The organism is Sphaerotilus sp., assembly GCF_013299175.1.
In the GTDB taxonomy this organism is placed as follows: domain Bacteria; phylum Pseudomonadota; class Gammaproteobacteria; order Burkholderiales; family Burkholderiaceae_C; genus Sphaerotilus.
On the sequence record NZ_JAAFKF010000015.1, the window covers coordinates 12,780 to 27,349 of the forward strand.

General features: G+C 67.9%; 14 protein-coding genes. 8 read left to right on the forward strand and 6 right to left on the reverse strand.

The window, feature by feature from the left end:
• Positions 1–28: 28 nt before the first annotated feature.
• Complete coding sequence (locus QZW52_RS04455; RefSeq protein ID WP_293995740.1) at positions 29–997, reverse strand: serine/threonine protein kinase; 969 nt, start codon at positions 995–997, stop codon at positions 29–31.
• Between the two features lie 44 nt (positions 998–1,041).
• Here QZW52_RS04455 and QZW52_RS04460 point away from each other — a divergent pair, with 44 nt between their 5' ends.
• Entirely contained in the window at positions 1,042–1,959 is a 918-nt protein-coding gene (locus tag QZW52_RS04460) for a YicC/YloC family endoribonuclease (RefSeq protein WP_293995742.1), read from the forward strand.
• A 75-nt stretch (positions 1,960–2,034) separates the two neighbouring features.
• Here QZW52_RS04460 and QZW52_RS04465 read toward each other — a convergent pair whose 3' ends face one another.
• Positions 2,035–4,272, reverse strand: a complete 2,238-nt coding sequence (locus QZW52_RS04465) for an NADP-dependent isocitrate dehydrogenase (protein WP_293995744.1) — start codon at positions 4,270–4,272, stop codon at positions 2,035–2,037.
• Between the two features lie 160 nt (positions 4,273–4,432).
• On the opposite strand from QZW52_RS04465, the gene gmk reads away from it, so the two are divergent.
• The 3 genes from gmk (at position 4,433) to QZW52_RS04480 (ending at position 7,811) form a co-directional block, all read left to right on the forward strand.
• Positions 4,433–5,059, forward strand: coding sequence for a guanylate kinase (gene gmk / locus QZW52_RS04470; RefSeq protein ID WP_293995746.1), 627 nt, complete (start codon positions 4,433–4,435; stop codon positions 5,057–5,059).
• Positions 5,060–5,092: 33 nt separating this feature from the next.
• A complete protein-coding gene (rpoZ, locus tag QZW52_RS04475) occupies positions 5,093–5,296 on the forward strand; it encodes a DNA-directed RNA polymerase subunit omega (RefSeq protein ID WP_293995748.1) in 204 nt (67 codons plus the stop codon).
• Between the two features lie 88 nt (positions 5,297–5,384).
• Positions 5,385–7,811 (forward strand): RelA/SpoT family protein, encoded by a 2,427-nt coding sequence (locus QZW52_RS04480; protein WP_293995750.1) that lies wholly within the window; start codon positions 5,385–5,387, stop codon positions 7,809–7,811.
• On the opposite strand, the gene greB is transcribed toward QZW52_RS04480, so the two are convergent.
• Positions 7,812–8,378 (reverse strand): transcription elongation factor GreB, encoded by a 567-nt coding sequence (greB, locus tag QZW52_RS04485; RefSeq protein ID WP_293995752.1) that lies wholly within the window; start codon positions 8,376–8,378, stop codon positions 7,812–7,814. It lies immediately after the preceding gene.
• Between the two features lie 303 nt (positions 8,379–8,681).
• On the opposite strand from greB, the gene QZW52_RS04490 reads away from it, so the two are divergent.
• The 4 genes from QZW52_RS04490 to QZW52_RS04505 all read left to right on the forward strand — a co-directional run bounded on the left by QZW52_RS04490 (position 8,682) and on the right by QZW52_RS04505 (position 11,912).
• A complete protein-coding gene (locus QZW52_RS04490; RefSeq protein ID WP_293995754.1) occupies positions 8,682–9,290 on the forward strand; it encodes an excisionase family DNA-binding protein in 609 nt (202 codons plus the stop codon).
• Positions 9,291–9,294: 4 nt separating this feature from the next.
• Positions 9,295–9,684: a response regulator transcription factor gene (locus tag QZW52_RS04495; RefSeq protein ID WP_293995756.1), complete on the forward strand. Its 390-nt coding sequence runs from the start codon at positions 9,295–9,297 to the stop codon at positions 9,682–9,684.
• Between the two features lie 84 nt (positions 9,685–9,768).
• The gene (locus QZW52_RS04500) at positions 9,769–10,476 is read left to right on the forward strand and encodes a response regulator (RefSeq protein ID WP_293995758.1); all 708 of its coding nucleotides are present in this window, start codon (positions 9,769–9,771) and stop codon (positions 10,474–10,476) included.
• Positions 10,473–11,912: a sensor histidine kinase gene (locus QZW52_RS04505; protein WP_293995760.1), complete on the forward strand. Its 1,440-nt coding sequence runs from the start codon at positions 10,473–10,475 to the stop codon at positions 11,910–11,912. Before QZW52_RS04500 ends, QZW52_RS04505 begins: the two co-directional genes overlap by 4 nt.
• On the opposite strand, the gene QZW52_RS04510 is transcribed toward QZW52_RS04505, so the two are convergent.
• The 3 genes from QZW52_RS04510 to QZW52_RS04520 are packed head-to-tail and all read right to left on the reverse strand — an operon-like array spanning position 11,851 to position 14,566.
• The gene (locus tag QZW52_RS04510) at positions 11,851–12,285 is read right to left on the reverse strand and encodes a DUF3717 domain-containing protein (protein ID WP_293995762.1); all 435 of its coding nucleotides are present in this window, start codon (positions 12,283–12,285) and stop codon (positions 11,851–11,853) included. The two genes, QZW52_RS04505 and QZW52_RS04510, sit on opposite strands and share 62 nt — an antisense overlap.
• A gap of 35 nt (positions 12,286–12,320) precedes the next feature.
• Positions 12,321–13,409: a GGDEF domain-containing protein gene (locus tag QZW52_RS04515; RefSeq protein WP_293995764.1), complete on the reverse strand. Its 1,089-nt coding sequence runs from the start codon at positions 13,407–13,409 to the stop codon at positions 12,321–12,323.
• A complete protein-coding gene (locus tag QZW52_RS04520; RefSeq protein WP_293995766.1) occupies positions 13,406–14,566 on the reverse strand; it encodes an FIST signal transduction protein in 1,161 nt (386 codons plus the stop codon). The genes QZW52_RS04515 and QZW52_RS04520 overlap by 4 nt, the downstream gene beginning before the upstream one ends.
• Between the last annotated feature and the right edge of the window lie 4 nt (positions 14,567–14,570).

Sequence of the window (14,570 nt, forward strand, 5' to 3'; positions counted from 1 at the left end):
AGGGAAGAAGCGGGTGCGGCGGCCAGGCTCACGCCTTGGCGCCGGACTTGATGTTTTCAAGCTGCAGCTTCAGGCGTTCACTGAAACTGAGCTTGGTGTAGCGGCGTTCGGTTTCCCTGGAAAGTTCTTTTTGCAGCGCGAACACGCTTTGCGGGCGTGCGAGCGGATCCAGCGACATGCACCACTCCGTCACCTCGATGAGGTTGTCCGAGTAGACATTGCGCAGACGCGACAGCGACAGACTCAGGCGGTCTTTCTCGATGCGCTGGGGGGCGTCGTTGGGCGGGTAGCCTTGCATGCAGGCGTAGATGCACGCGCCGATGGCGTAGATGTCGGTCCACGGCCCCAGCGAGCCGTCGCGGCGGTACATCTCGGGCGCGGCGAAACCGGGGGTGTACATCGGCCGGATGAAGTTGCCTTCCTTCGACAGCACTTCACGGGCGGCGCCGAAGTCGAGCATCACCGCCTTGTTCTCGTTGGTGATGAAGATGTTGGCCGGCTTGATGTCCAGGTGCAGCATCTTGTGCTGGTGGACGATGCGCAGGCCGCGCAGGATCTCGTCGAACAGGCTGCGGATGGTGGATTCGCGGAACACCTTGTCGCGCTTGAGGTCGCGGGCGGTGACGATGAAGTCCTGCAGCGTGTCGCCCTGCAGGTAGTTCATCACCATGTAGACCGTCTCGTTCTCGCGGAAGAAGTTCAGCACCGAGACGACGCTCTGGTGGCTGATCTGCGCGAGCGAGCGGCCTTCCTCGAAGAAGCTCTTCAGGCCGAGGCGGTAGAGCGGCTGCTTCTCGGGCTTGACGCGCGGAATCAGCTCGCCCGCGGAGCGTTCGGCCAGCGAAGAGGGGAGGTATTCCTTGAGTGCCACCAGCCGGCGCTCGGCGTCCTCGGCGAGGTAGACGACCCCGAATCCGCCCGCTGCCAGCTTGCGGATGATCTGGTAGCCCCCCACCACAGTGCCGGGCGGCAGCGGGGCGGGTTTTTGCTTTGACATAATCGTATTTTGATTGGGCGAAATCCGCGATGTCAGTTTACAGCATGACCGGTTATGCCAGCGCCTCCTCCAGCGCGCTGCCCGAGGCCGGGGAACACACCGAGAACACTGCCGCACCAGCGGGATCCGCAGGATCGGTCACGGTGGAACTGCGCTCCGTGAACAGCCGCTTCCTGGATCTGGCGCTGCGCCTGCCCGACGAATTCCGGTCGCTGGAGCCGGCGCTGCGCGAGCTGCTCACCCGGGCCTTCAAGCGCGGCAAGATCGAGCTGCGCCTGAACCCGGACCGCGCGCCCGACGCGGCGGCGGAGCTGCCGCACCCCGAGCAGCTCGCCCGGCTGGCGGCGCTGCAGGTGGCCGTGCGGTCGCAACTGCGGGACGCGCAGTTGATGTCGGTGCATGAGGTGCTGCAGTGGTGCCGCAGCACGGCGCCGGTGGTGGTGCTCGACGAACCTGCACTGGCCGCGGCGCGGGTGTGCATCGAGCGGCTGGGGGAGGCCCGCGCCCGCGAAGGCGAGCGGCTGGTGGCGATCCTGATGGAGCGGGTCGAGCACCTGCGCGGCTTGGCGGCCCAGGCGGCGCCGTTGCTGCCGCAGGTCGTGGCGCGCCAGCAGCAGCGTTTTCTGGAACGCTGGCACGAAGCCCTCGCCACGGCCGGCGCCAACCAGAGCGTGTCCGCACAATCGCTGGCCGAGCGGGCGATGTCGGAAGCGGCGGCGTTCGCGATCCGCATCGACGTGGCGGAAGAGCTGGGCCGTCTGGGCGCCCACCTCGACGAGATCACCCGGCTGCTGCGCAAGGGCGGCGAGCTGGGCAAGCGGCTCGACTTCCTGATCCAGGAACTGCACCGCGAGGCGAACACGCTCGGCTCGAAGTCCGCTGCGCTGGAGCTGACGCAGATTTCGGTGGAGATGAAGGTCGCGATCGAGCAGATGCGCGAGCAGGTGCAGAACATCGAATAAACGTTGAAGCGTCGCACCGTTGAATGAAAAAGGCCACCCGAGGGTGGCCTTTTTGTTGCCCCTGCGGGCTGGGCGTCAAGCCCGCGCAGCGGTCAGCGTGGCGTTGAACGTGGCGCTCGGACGCATGATGGCCTTGGTCTTCTCCGCGTCGGCGAGGTAGTAGCCGCCGATATCAGCCGGCTGCCCCTGCACGGCGCTGAACTCGGCCACGATCTTGGCTTCGTTGTCGCTCAGTGCCTGGGCGAGCGTGCCGAAGTGGGCGGCCAGGGCGGCGTCCTCGGTCTGGGCGGCCAGTTCCTGCGCCCAGTACATCGCCAGGTAGAACTGGCTGCCGCGGTTGTCGAGCTGGCCGGTCTTGGGGCTGGGCGACTTGTTGTTGTCCAGCAGCTTGCCGGTGGCCGCGTCCAGCGTCTTCGACAGCAGCGCCGCTTGCACGTTGCCTTCCTTCAGCCCCAGGTCTTCCAGCGACACCGCCAGCGCCAGGAACTCGCCCAGCGAGTCCCAGCGCAGGTGGTTTTCCTGCACCAGTTGCTGCACGTGCTTCGGCGCCGAACCTCCCGCACCGGTCTCGTACATGCCGCCGCCGTTCATCAGCGGCACGATCGACAGCATCTTGGCCGAGGTGCCCAGCTCCATGATCGGGAACAGGTCGGTCAGGTAGTCGCGCAGGATGTTGCCGGTGACGCTGATGGTGTCCAGACCGCGGGCCACGCGTTCCAGCGTGAAACGCATCGCGCGCACCTGGCTCATGATGCGGATTTCCAGACCCGTGGTGTCGTGGTCCTTGAGATAGGCGTTGACCTTCTGGATCAGCGCGTTCTCGTGCGGGCGGTACGGATCCAGCCAGAACACGGCCGGCATGCCCGAGTTGCGGGCGCGGGTGACGGCCAGCTTGACCCAGTCGCGGATCGGCGCGTCCTTGACCTGGCACATGCGCCAGATGTCACCGGCCTCGACGTTCTGGCTCAGCAGCACTTCGCCGGTGTCCAGGTCGGTGATGTTGGCCACGCCGGCTTCCGTGATCTCGAAGGTCTTGTCGTGCGAGCCGTATTCCTCGGCCTGCTGCGCCATCAGGCCGACGTTCGGCACCGTGCCCATCGTGCGCGGGTCGAAGTTGCCGTGCCACTTGGAGAAGTTGATCATCTCCTGGTAGATGCGGGCAAAGGTCGATTCCGGCATCACGCACTTGCTGTCGTACTGCTTGCCGTCGGCGCCCCACATCTTGCCGCCCTGGCGCATCATCGCCGGCATCGAGGCGTCCACGATGATGTCGTTGGGCGAGTGGAAGTTGGTGATGCCCTTGGCCGAATCGACCATCGCCAGACGTGGGCGGTGCTCCTGGCAGGCGTGCAGGTCACGGATGATCTCGTCGCGCTTGGACTCCGGCAGCGTCTTGATCTTGTCGTACAGGTTCACCATGCCGTTGTTGACATTGATGCCCAGTTGGTCGAACAGCGCGCCGTGCTTCTCGAAGGCTTCCTTGTAGTAGATCCGGACGCAGTGGCCGAAGACGATGGGGTGCGAGACCTTCATCATCGTCGCCTTGACGTGCAGCGAGAACAGGATGCCGGACTTGCGGCAATCTTCGAGCTGGGCCTCGTAGAACTCGCACAGGGCCTGCTTGCTCATGAACATCGAGTCGATGATCTCGCCGTCGAGCAGGGCCAGCTTCGGCTTCAGCACGACGGTCTTGCCGCTCGCGGTGAGCAGCTCCATCTTGACGTTGCGCGCCTTGTCGAGCGTCAGCGACTTTTCACCGTGGTAGAAATCGCCGTGCTCCATGTGCGACACATGGGTCTGCGACCACTGCTTCCACTCGCCCATCGAATGCGGGTTCTTGCGGGCGTATTCCTTGACCGCCTTGGGGGCGCGGCGGTCGGAGTTGCCTTCGCGCAGCACCGGGTTCACAGCCGAGCCGAGGCACTTGCCGTAGCGGGCCTTGATGGCCTTCTGCTCGTCGGTGGTCGGGTTCTCGGGGTAGTCGGGGATGCCGTAGCCTTTGGCCTGCAGCTCCTGCACGCAGGCCGCCAGTTGCGCCACCGAGGCGCTGATGTTGGGCAGCTTGATGATGTTGGCGTCAGCCTCCAGCGTCTTCTTGCCCAGCTCGGCCAGCGTGTTGGGCACCTTCTGGCGGTCGGTCAGGTATTCCGGAAACTCGGCCAGCACGCGGGCGGCCACGGAGATGTCCGCGGTCTGGATCTGGATGCCCGCCGGGCTGGTGAAGGTGCGGATGATCGGCAGGAAGGCGCAGGTGGCTAGCGCGGGGGCTTCATCGGTGAGGGTGTAGATGATGGTCGGCTGCTGGGTCGTCATTCACGAATCTCCGGAGGTTCTGCTGAAACGGTGTGTCTGCGGCGGCAGGGCCGCACGGGCTGTATTGTCGTTGTGTCTGCCGACATCGGGGACAATTGCACGCCCGCCGCTTCCCGAGCGCCAGCCCTGCGAGTCCGCCGTGCCCCAATCTGTCACATCTTTGCCTGCCGATTATCCCGGCAATCTCTACGTCGTCGCCGCTCCGTCGGGCGCCGGCAAGTCCAGCCTCGTCAAGGCCCTGCTGGAGATCGACACCCGCCTGATGGTGTCGATCTCGCACACCACCCGCGCGCCTCGGGGCCAGGAGGAACACGGCCGCGAGTACTGGTTCGTGACGCCCGATGCCTTCGGCCAGATGATCGACCACGGCGACTTCTTCGAGTGGGCGGAGGTCCACGGCAACCGCTACGGCACCTCGCGCGCCGCGATGGAGCAGCGCCTGCGCGACGGGCACGATGTCGTGCTGGAGATCGACTTCCAGGGCGCGCTGCAGATCAAGCGCATCTTCCCGAGCGCCGTGCTGATCTTCATCCTGCCGCCGTCGTGGGAAGAGCTGAACCGCCGCCTGTGCCGCCGCGGCGAGGACACGCCCGAAGTCATCGCGCAACGCATGGTCAACGCCCGGCACGAGGTTGCGCAGGCGCGACACTTCGACTACATCGTCGTCAATGCCCTGTTCGAGACCGCCCTGTTCGACTTGAAAACCATCGTCCACGCGCAGCGGTTAAAATATTCGACCCAGCGCCTCAGCCGCCCGGCTGTGTTCGACGCCCTTCAACTGTCTTGACCGACTCCTCACCCGCGGAAGCACGCTCCCACCATGGCCCGTATCACTGTCGAAGACTGTCTGCTGAAGATCCCCAACCGCTTCCAACTGGTGCTCGCCGCCACCTACCGCGCCCGCATGCTGAGCCAGGGCCATGCCCCCAAGGTCGAGACGAAGAACAAGCCCGGCGTGACCGCGCTGCGCGAAATCGCCGCCGGCGTGGTGGGCATCGAGATGCTGCGCAAGGTGCCGACCTGAGGTGATGTCGAGTCGATTCTGACCCGCAGGCTGTCGGGCATCGACCACACGGTGCCCGGCCTGCTGCGAGACGCGCTAGAGTCAATCCATGGTGTCCCGCACAGCCGATGTCCTGCGCCGCATGTTCTTCTCGTCCTGGCGACGCGAAGGCAAGCCCGAGTCCACCGAGTCCGAGCCGTTCCCGGACACGCAGCCCAGCGATCCCGCTGACCTGTCCGAGGCGTCCACCACCGCGGACACAGCGGTAAAGAGCAAGCCGCGTGCCAAACCCGGCAAGCCGCACCGCCCAGTGATCGAGCAGGTGCCGGGGGCGCATGGCGCGAGCGCAGCATCCTTCGCGGTACTCACCGCCAAGCTCGATTACCTTGACGAAGCCGATGTCCGCCGCGTGCGCGAGGCCTACCGCTTCGCCGACCAGGCCCACCTCGGCCAGTTCCGCGCCAGCGGCGAGCCGTACATCACCCACCCGATCGCGGTCGCCGGACTCTGCGCCGACTGGAAGCTCGATGCCCAGGCCATCATGGCGGCGTTGATGCACGACGCGATGGAGGACTGCGGCGTCACCAAGGCCGAACTCGTCGAGCGGTTCGGCACGCCCACCGCCGAGATCGTCGATGGCCTGACCAAGCTCGACAAGCTGCAGTTCTCGACCCGCGAGGAGTCGCAGGCCGAGTCCTTCCGCAAGATGCTGCTGGCGATGGCGCGCGACGTGCGCGTCATCCTGATCAAGCTCGCCGACCGGATGCACAACATGCGGACGATGGGTGCGATGGCGGCGAACAAGCGTGGCCGCATCGCCCGCGAGACGCTGGAGATCTACGCCCCGATCGCGCACCGGCTGGGCCTGAACCAGTGCTACCGGGAGCTGCAGGAACTCTCGTTCAGCTATCTGCAGCCCTGGCGCCATGCGGCCCTGTCGCGTGCGGTGGACAAGGCACGCGGCCACCGCCGCGACATGGTCGATCGCGTGCGCGACGAGGTCGAAATCTCGCTGACGCAGGCCGAGGTGCCGGCGCAGGTCTACGGCCGCGAGAAGACCGTCCACTCGATCTACACCAAGATGCGCGAGAAGCACCTGAGCTTTGCCCAGGTGAGCGACGTGTTCGGCTTCCGGCTGGTCGTGGGCACGCTACCGGAGTGTTATCTCGCGCTGGGTGTGCTGCACCAGTTGTACAAGCCGGTGCCGGGTCGCTTCAAGGACTACATCGCCATCCCCAAGGCCAACGGCTACCAGTCGCTGCACACCACGGTGGTCAGCCCGGTCGGCACGGCGGTCGAGTTCCAGATCCGCACCGCGGCGATGCACGCCGTGGCCGAAGCGGGGATCGCGGCCCACTGGATGTACAAGACCGGCGGTGGCAGCGAACCCCCGGACACCAAGCACCTCGGCACGCTGTGGCTGCAGTCCCTCGTGGACATCCAGAGCGAGACCCGCGATTCGGCCGAGTTCCTCGAACACGTCAAGATCGACCTGTTCCCGGAGTCGATCTATGTCTTCACGCCGCAGAGCAAGATTCTGGCGCTGCCGCGCGGCGCCACGCCGGTGGACTTCGCCTATGCGATCCACTCGCGTGTGGGCGACCACTGCGTGGCGGCGCGGGTCAACGGTGAGCCCGTGGCGCTGCGCACCGAGCTGAACTCGGGCGACGTGGTCGAGATCATCACCGCGCCGTCCGCGCGTCCCAATCCGGCCTGGCTCAACTTCGTCCGCACCGGCAAGGCGCGCTCCAAGATCCGCCACTACCTGAAGAACATGGAGGCCGAGGAGTCCTACGACCTCGGCCTGAAGCTGCTGGCCCAGGCGCTGCGCACCGAAGGGCTGCAACTGCCTGGTGTCGATGACAGCAGCCTGAACGAGCTGGACGCGGCCTTGTGGCAATCGCTGGTGCGCTGGAGTGGCAACCGCAACCGGCGCGAGCTGCTCACCGACATCGGGCTGGGCCGCAAGATTGCCGTCATCGTGGCCAAGCGCATGGCGCGCAAGATGGTCGAGCAGGGCCGCCGACCGGATGCGCTCACGCTCAGCATGGGCCGCTACGCCACTGACCAGGAAGCCCCCACGCAGGGCACCGTGGTCATCGACGGCAGCGAGAACGCCACGATCCAGCTCGCCACCTGCTGCCAGCCGATCCCGGGTGACGAGATCGTCGGCTACCTCGGTCGCGGCGAAGGGCTGACGGTCCACACCAGCGACTGCTCGGTGGGCAAACGGCATTTCGAGCGTGACCCCGAGCGTTGGCTGGGGGTCGAGTGGGCCGAGCAGCCGGCGCGGGCGTTCCGCACGGCGGTAGGAGTGCTGGTCCACAACGGCAAGGGCGTGCTGGCCGAGGTGGCGCAGGCCGTCAGCCAGGCCGAAGCCGACATCGCCCACATCGACATGGACCCGACCCGCGCGGACGAGACCTCCGAGCTGAAGCTCACGCTGGCCGTGCGCGACCGGCAGCACCTGGCGGATGTGCTGCGCGTGGTGCGGCGCTGTCCGTCGGTGGTGCGGGTGGCGCGCGTCAAGCCTTGATCAAGTGCGTGCAGGTGCGGGGTAGCAGACCTCGATCACCTCCAGCCGCTGCAGCCCGCCCGGCGTCATCAACTGCACCTCATCGCCCTCGCGCGCCTTGAGCAGCGCACGGGCGACCGGCGCCACCCAGCTCACCTCGCCGTTGAGGTTGTCGGTCTCGTCAATGCCCTTGATGGTGATGGTGTGCTCCACGCCGTTGCCATCGGCATACGTGACCGTGGCGCCGAAGAAGATCTGGTCCTTGCCGTGGTGGACGGACGGGTCGGCCACCTCGGCGATGTCGAGCCGGCGCGTCAGGTAGCGGATGCGCCGGTCGATCTCGCGCAGGCGCTTCTTGCCGTAGAGGTAGTCGCCGTTCTCCGAGCGGTCGCCGTTCTTGGCCGCCCAGGACACGGTGTCCACCACCTTCGGCCGCTCCTCGTCCAGCAGATGCATCAGCTCTGCCCGCAGCGTGTGCCAGCCTTGCGGGGTCATGTAGTTTCGTGTACCGGCGGGCAACGGGGGCAGGTTCCCGGTGGTCTCATCGTCGTCGTCGGTGGAGGCTTCAGGTGGAAGGACTTTGCGCATGATCAAAATTGCGGGATCATCGGTACTGACTGGTCCCGTGCTCGCGGGGTCTGTGGCGAATCACCATCACACTGAATGTGAGGAATTCGTAATCGGGTGGCGAAATACGTCACACTTTGCAACGTCCGGTCCTACAGCAGGGGAAGCGGCGTGCCGATGACCTTGGCACGTCACAGAAGAAATAAGTGCTGGAGACCTGCGAATCTGCTCAACTCCGTGTTGGCGGGTTCGCCCGATAGGTGTTTTTGAGGACCCCCTGCCATGTCCCGTCCCCATTTTGCTCAAGATCCGATGGATCCATTGTTGACCACCCGCGAGGCCGCCCAGCGATTGGGCGTGTCGCTGCGCACGGTCCAGCTCTGGGTCGAAGCGGGAACCCTGCCCGCCGGGCGCACACCTGGTGGCCATCGGCGCATCCGCCTGTCCGCCGTCGAGGCGCTCGCGCACCGCAGCGGGCTGCGTCCTGCGGCGCCGACTTCGCTGTCGATGGCCGCGTCCGGCAATGCGCCGCTGGACCTGCTGCTGATCGCCTCCAGCGTGGACCAGCTCCACCTGTGGCAAGAGGTGCTGCAGCCGCTGGGCTCGGCGATCTCCATCCGCGGCGCCAACAACGGCTACACCGGCCTGCTGCAGCTCGGCCGCAAGGCGCCGGAGCTGCTGGTCACGGACCTGGCGATGCCCGACATCGACGGCTACGCCATGCTGCTGACGCTGTCCTCGCTGAGCGACTACAGCCAGCTCCGCGTGCTGGCGATCACCACCCAGACGCCGCACCAGATCGCCGAACGTGGTGGGTTGCCGGAGCGCGTGCGTGTGGTCCACCAGCCGGCGCCGGCCATTGCGGTGCGCGCCTGGGTCGAGTCGGAGATGGCGCGCCTGGGTCGCAGTCTGCATGTGGATGGTGTAGCCTGACGGCATGTCCCCACCACGCCGCATCCTCCTCGTCGATGACCAACCCGATTTGCGCAAGCTGATCCGCATGACGCTGGCGCTCGGCGAGTTCGATGTGCATGAGGCGGTGGATGGTGTGGGTGCGCTGGCACAGGCGGCGGCGTTGCGGCCGGACCTGGTGCTGCTGGACGTGATGATGCCCGGTGAGTTGAACGGCTACCAGGTGTGCGAGCGCATCAAGGCCAACCCTGCCCTGGCCGGCACGCTGGTCGTGATGCTGACGGCCCGCGGGCAGCTCAGTGACATCGGGGCGGGGCAGCAAGCCGGCGCCGATGGCTATCTGGTCAAGCCCTTCAGCCCCTTCGAGCTGATCGAGCGGGTCGAGTCCATCCTGGGCATCGACGGGCAGGGCTGAGAAGCTTCTTTACGGGCGCGTCACACGGGCCTGACGCGGTGGGTCGAAGATACTGAACCCCTTCTGACCGGATGCCTGCTCGCCATGACTGCCCGAATACTGCTCATCGACGACGACGCCCGCCTGACCGGCATGGTGCGGGATTACCTGCAGGCGGCGGGCCTGTCCGTCAGCGTGGCGGGCGATCTGGCGCAGGGTCGGCTCAAGCTGCAGCGCGAGCCTTGCGACGCGCTGGTGCTCGACCTGATGCTGCCCGACGGGGACGGCCTGGACCTCACCCGCGAGCTGCGCGCCGATCCGCGTCTGCGCGGTCTGCCGCTGCTGATGCTGACCGCCCGCGGCGAGCCGATGGACCGCGTCATCGGACTCGAACTCGGTGCCGACGACTACCTGCCCAAGCCCTTCGAGCCACGCGAGTTGCTGGCGCGCATCAAGGCACTGCTGCGCCGCGCCACGCCACAGGCCGATGACGCCGTGCTGCGGTTCGGCCGGCTGGAAGTCGATGTGAATGCGCGGCAGGTGCGGGTCGATGGCCGCGCCTGTGACCTGACGAGCTACCAGTTCGACATCCTGCACGTCATGGCCCAAAGCCCTGGCCGCGTGCTGTCGCGTGACCAGATCATGGACGCCCTGCGCGGCCACCCGATCGACGCCTTCGACCGCAGCATCGATGTCCACATGTCGCGCATCCGGGCCGCCATCGAGGACGACCCGAAAAGCCCCCGCCGCATCCTGACGGTGCGCGGCTCGGGCTATGTCTTTGCCCGCAAGCAGGACGCGGACGCAGCGTGACGGCGCGCTGGCGGGGCGGAGGCGCGCACAGCCTCTACCTGAGCATCTACCTGACGGTGGTGGCGGCGCTGCTGGTGTTCGCGCTGGTGGCGGTGCTGCTGGTGAACCGGCACACCGAGGCCGAGAGCGGGCGCATCGAGGTGGCCGTGTCCGACCGCACGCTGGCGCTGGTGGCCTTGCTGCAGAACAGCCTGCCCCCGGCCAGCGCGGCGCCCGAGGTCCAGCGCGAGGCGCTGCTCGACTGGTCACGCCGGTTGCGCGTCCCGATGGCACTGGACGCGGCAGACGGGCAGCGCCTCGCCGTGTCGCCCTTCTACAGCCGCAAGGTCGGCGAGGACCGGCGCGACGAGGAACACGCCGCCGCGCGCACGGTGCTGGCCGATGGCCGGGCGCTGTGGGTGTTGCGCAGCCGCGGCCCGCATGGCGATGACCGGCTGCCGGCCTTGGGGCGCTTGCCCCACGACCGTGACCGCGATCGCCATGGCCCGCCGTCCCAGGGTCTGAACGGACTGCTGGGGCACTGGATCGACGAGGCGTCGGGGTTGCTCGTGCTGCTGGGGGTTCTGTTCGCGGCGGTGACGATCGGCTGCTACCCGGTGGTGCGCCGGCTCACGCGGCGGCTGGAGGCGCTGGAGCGCGGCGTCGAGCAGTTCGGCGCGGGCGATCTCGGGCACCGGGTGGCGGTGGTCGGACAGGACGAGGTGGCCGCCGTGGCCACCAGCTTCAACCGGGCGGCGCAGCGCATCGAGGATCTTGTGCGTGCCAACCGTGCGCTGCTGGCCAATGCCAGCCACGAGCTGCGTTCGCCGCTGGCACGGCTGAAGATGGCGCTGGAGATGATGGAGCACACCCCCGCCGAGCGGCGCGACGCGCTGCGGCAGGAGATCGCGTGCGACATCCGCGAACTCGACGGGCTGGTCGAGGAGGTGCTGCTGGCGAGCCGGCTGGACGCCCAGGGACAAGGCGAGCGGCGCACCGAGTCCGTGGACCTGCTGGGGCTGCTGGTGGAAGAGGCCGCCCGTGTCGGGGCGTCTGCCGAGGGCGAGCCGGTGGTGGTCGAGGCCGAGGAGCGGCTGCTGCGCCGGGCCTTGCGCAACTTGCTGGAAAACGCCCGCCGCTACGGCGGCGACGAGGTGGACGCGACGGTCCACAGGGTGGGCACCGGGCAGGTCGAGGTGCAGATCTGCGACCGCGGCCCTGGGGTACCGGAGTCTTACCGCGAGCAGGTGTTCGAACCCTTCTTCCGCTTGCCGGGTCATGCCGAGCGGGCGGGCGGGGTCGGGCTGGGCCTGTCGCTGGTGCGCCAGATCGCCCAGCGCCATGGGGGCAGCGTGCGGTGTCTGGCGCGCGAGGGCGGCGGGAGCTGCTTCGTGCTCACCTTGCCCCGAGGGGCGGTGGTGGCGCATCCGGGCGCACCCGGTCTGCATAGCGGTTGAAGCGCCAGGCGGTGCCCTCGCGGGTGATGCGGTGCCAGGTCTGGCGCTTGTCGGCCGGGGTCATCGACGGCCAGTGCTGCACTTCGTCGAAGGTGCGCCCGCAGCCCTTGCAGACCGCGTCGCCCTGGGTGGTCGAGCAGATGGCGATGCAGGGCGCATCCGGCGTGCTGGCGTACCAGTCGAGCCAGGCTTGCCGGGCCGCGGCGGGCATCCCGTGCTCGTCGCACAGCGTCTCGTGGTAGTAGACCAGCAGCGCGTAGACCTGTGCGAGCGCCCGCAGTGGCGCGCTCAGCGTCACGCCGTCGGGCGAGGGTTGTCGGTGGCGCCACCAGTTGATGGCCGCCTCGATGTCGGTGATGTGGATGCCTGCCATGGGGGCGCCAGCATAGCGCCGCTGGCCGGCTGACATCAGATCGCCGCTGCGGGACGGTGGAACTCGACGCGCCCCTTGCCCTGTTGCTTGGCCTGGTACATCGCCGTGTCAGCCGCACGCACGAGGTCCAGCGTGTTCATCGCGTCACGCGGGTAGACGGCAATGCCTATGCTCACGCCCACGCTCAGGCGCCGCCCGTCCACGTCGAAGGGCACGGCGATGGCCGCCAGAATCTGTTGCGCCACGGCGTTGAGCGCGGGTTCACCGCCCTTCGAGCGGATCAGCACCAGGAACTCGTCGCCCCCGAAGCGGCACAGCGGATCGTGCGGTGACACGGTACCGCGCAGGCGCTCGGCCACCTGGCGCAGCAACTGGTCGCCGGCGTCGTGGCCATGCCGGTCATTGATCTCCTTGAAGCCGTCGAGGTCGAGGAAGAGCAGGGCGAGCTGTTCCTGTGCTTCATGCACCCGGCTGCGGGCGGAGCCGAGCAGGTCAAAGAAGCGGGCGCGGTTGTACAGGCCCGTCAGCGGATCCTGGAAGGCGAGGGTCCGCACCTGCTCCTCGGCCCGCATCCGCTCGGTGATGTCGAGCAGGGTGCCGCTGACGGCCAGCGTACCCGGCGCATCGGGCATGGGGCGCGAGACGATGCGGTACTGCAACCAGCGCGGCAGACCACCGTACCCCTGCAGCCGCAGCTCCCCGCACAGGCTGACCTCCTGGCGCGCGGCGTGGCGCAGGCTGTCGTGCAGCAGCACGCGGTCGGTGCTCTCCACGCTGTCCAGCCAGTGCGCCAGGGACAGCTCGCGGGTGTTGGCCGGCAACTGCATCAGACCGGCCAGCGTCGAGGAGATGCGCAGCGTGTCATTGCCCGGCTGCCAGGTCCAGCTCCCCAGCCCGGCGATCTGCTCGGCTTCGGCGAGCGCGGACTGGCTGCGCTGCAGCTCGTCGGTGGACATGCGCTCGGCGCGGGTGACGAGGTAGACGAGTTGTTCGTATTCGGCGTAGGTCTCGCCGGTCAGCGCGAGCAGGGCAGACCACTGCGCGGCGCTGGGTGGCCCCGCGTGGGGGTCGATGCCGATCCGCCGGAGCTGGCGGGCCAGCATGGGGTGGAGTGCCTTGGTCAAGGTGCCAGATCCTCCCAGAGTGCGGCCAGCGTGAGCGTCATGTTGTGCATGTCGCAGCGTTGGCCCGCGCTGGCCGAGATTTCGCCGAAGGAATAGAAACCTGCCAGCACCGAACCGGTCGGCAGGTGGTCGGCGACGGGATCGAGTTCCTCTTCCGTCTGCTCGCCCAGCACATGCCGCCGGCCGACACAGCTCACCGCCAGGGCCAGCACCGGGGTGTGGGCGGGCAGGGCCTGGTGCAGGTCATCGGCCGCCTGGAATGCACCTTCCAGCAATTCGCTGCGGCCTGCCCGCGAGAGCTGGACCAGGCTGCCGGTGGGGATGTCGCCGGCCACGTCGATGGTCTGGCGCTGTGCGTCGATGGCCAGGACGTAGCGGATCACGCCGTGCGTGTCGCCGGCCTGCCGGAACACGGTCAGCGGGAAATGCGAGGCCGCTTCGGGCAGGCCGCTGGCGTAGCGGCCGAGGTATTGGCGGTAGAGCTGCAGGGCGGGCTGGCCGTCGATTTCCTCGACCGTGTGGCCCTGGGCGCGGGTGACGAGCCGGCGCTGGCCGAAGCCGACACTGCCACCACGGCAGGCGCGTGCCATGCGCAGCCGCGGGCCATACAGGCCGATGGCACAGACGCTGCCCTGTGGCGGGTCGTCTGCACGTTGCGAGCCGGCCCGGGCCAGGTGCGTGCCCGCTGCACCCATGCCGCCGGCGATCGGCACACTGTCCGGCAGCACCGCCGTCAGGCCGCGCACGAGATCCGGCCCGTTGACCTCCAGCCCGTCAGCCAGCACCAGCACGCCACTCAGCCCCGGCGTGTCCAGGAGGGTGCGTGCCAGTTGCTGCCCGGCCGCCTCTGCGCTCAAGGTCGGTCCGAGCACGGCGTGGACCCGCCGCAGGGTCGTGTGTGCCAGCCGCACGATGCAGACAACCAGCGCCTCGTCATGGGTCTGGCGGGCATGGGCGACGGTGTGGGTGGCGGCGCTGGCGAAGACGCTGTGTGGCAGGGCGCGGGCCAGATCGGCCAGCGGACTGTCGTCGGCCGCTGTCGCCAGCCGCTCGGCGGGACCGAACACCAGCACGAGGGTATTGGGGCTGTCCAGCCTCGGGTCGGGCAGTGTGGCCCAGCCGGCGTCTGGCTGGGCCACGAGGGTGGCGAGTTCCATGCGG

Bases quoted from the DNA above. Each gene is read 5' to 3' on its own strand.
- QZW52_RS04500 (WP_293995758.1), top strand. From the start codon at position 9,769: ATGACTGCCCGAATACTGCTCATCGACGACGACGCCCGCCTGACCGGC.
- QZW52_RS04480 (WP_293995750.1), top strand. From the start codon at position 5,385: ATGGTGTCCCGCACAGCCGATGTCCTGCGCCGCATGTTCTTCTCGTCC.
- rpoZ (WP_293995748.1), top strand. From the start codon at position 5,093: ATGGCCCGTATCACTGTCGAAGACTGTCTGCTGAAGATCCCCAACCGC.
- QZW52_RS04495 (WP_293995756.1), top strand. From the start codon at position 9,295: ATGTCCCCACCACGCCGCATCCTCCTCGTCGATGACCAACCCGATTTG.
- QZW52_RS04465 (WP_293995744.1), bottom strand. From the start codon at position 4,272: ATGACGACCCAGCAGCCGACCATCATCTACACCCTCACCGATGAAGCC.
- QZW52_RS04460 (WP_293995742.1), top strand. From the start codon at position 1,042: ATGACCGGTTATGCCAGCGCCTCCTCCAGCGCGCTGCCCGAGGCCGGG.
- QZW52_RS04520 (WP_293995766.1), bottom strand. From the start codon at position 14,566: ATGGAACTCGCCACCCTCGTGGCCCAGCCAGACGCCGGCTGGGCCACA.
- greB (WP_293995752.1), bottom strand. From the start codon at position 8,378: ATGCGCAAAGTCCTTCCACCTGAAGCCTCCACCGACGACGACGATGAG.
- QZW52_RS04510 (WP_293995762.1), bottom strand. From the start codon at position 12,285: ATGGCAGGCATCCACATCACCGACATCGAGGCGGCCATCAACTGGTGG.
- QZW52_RS04455 (WP_293995740.1), bottom strand. From the start codon at position 997: ATGTCAAAGCAAAAACCCGCCCCGCTGCCGCCCGGCACTGTGGTGGGG.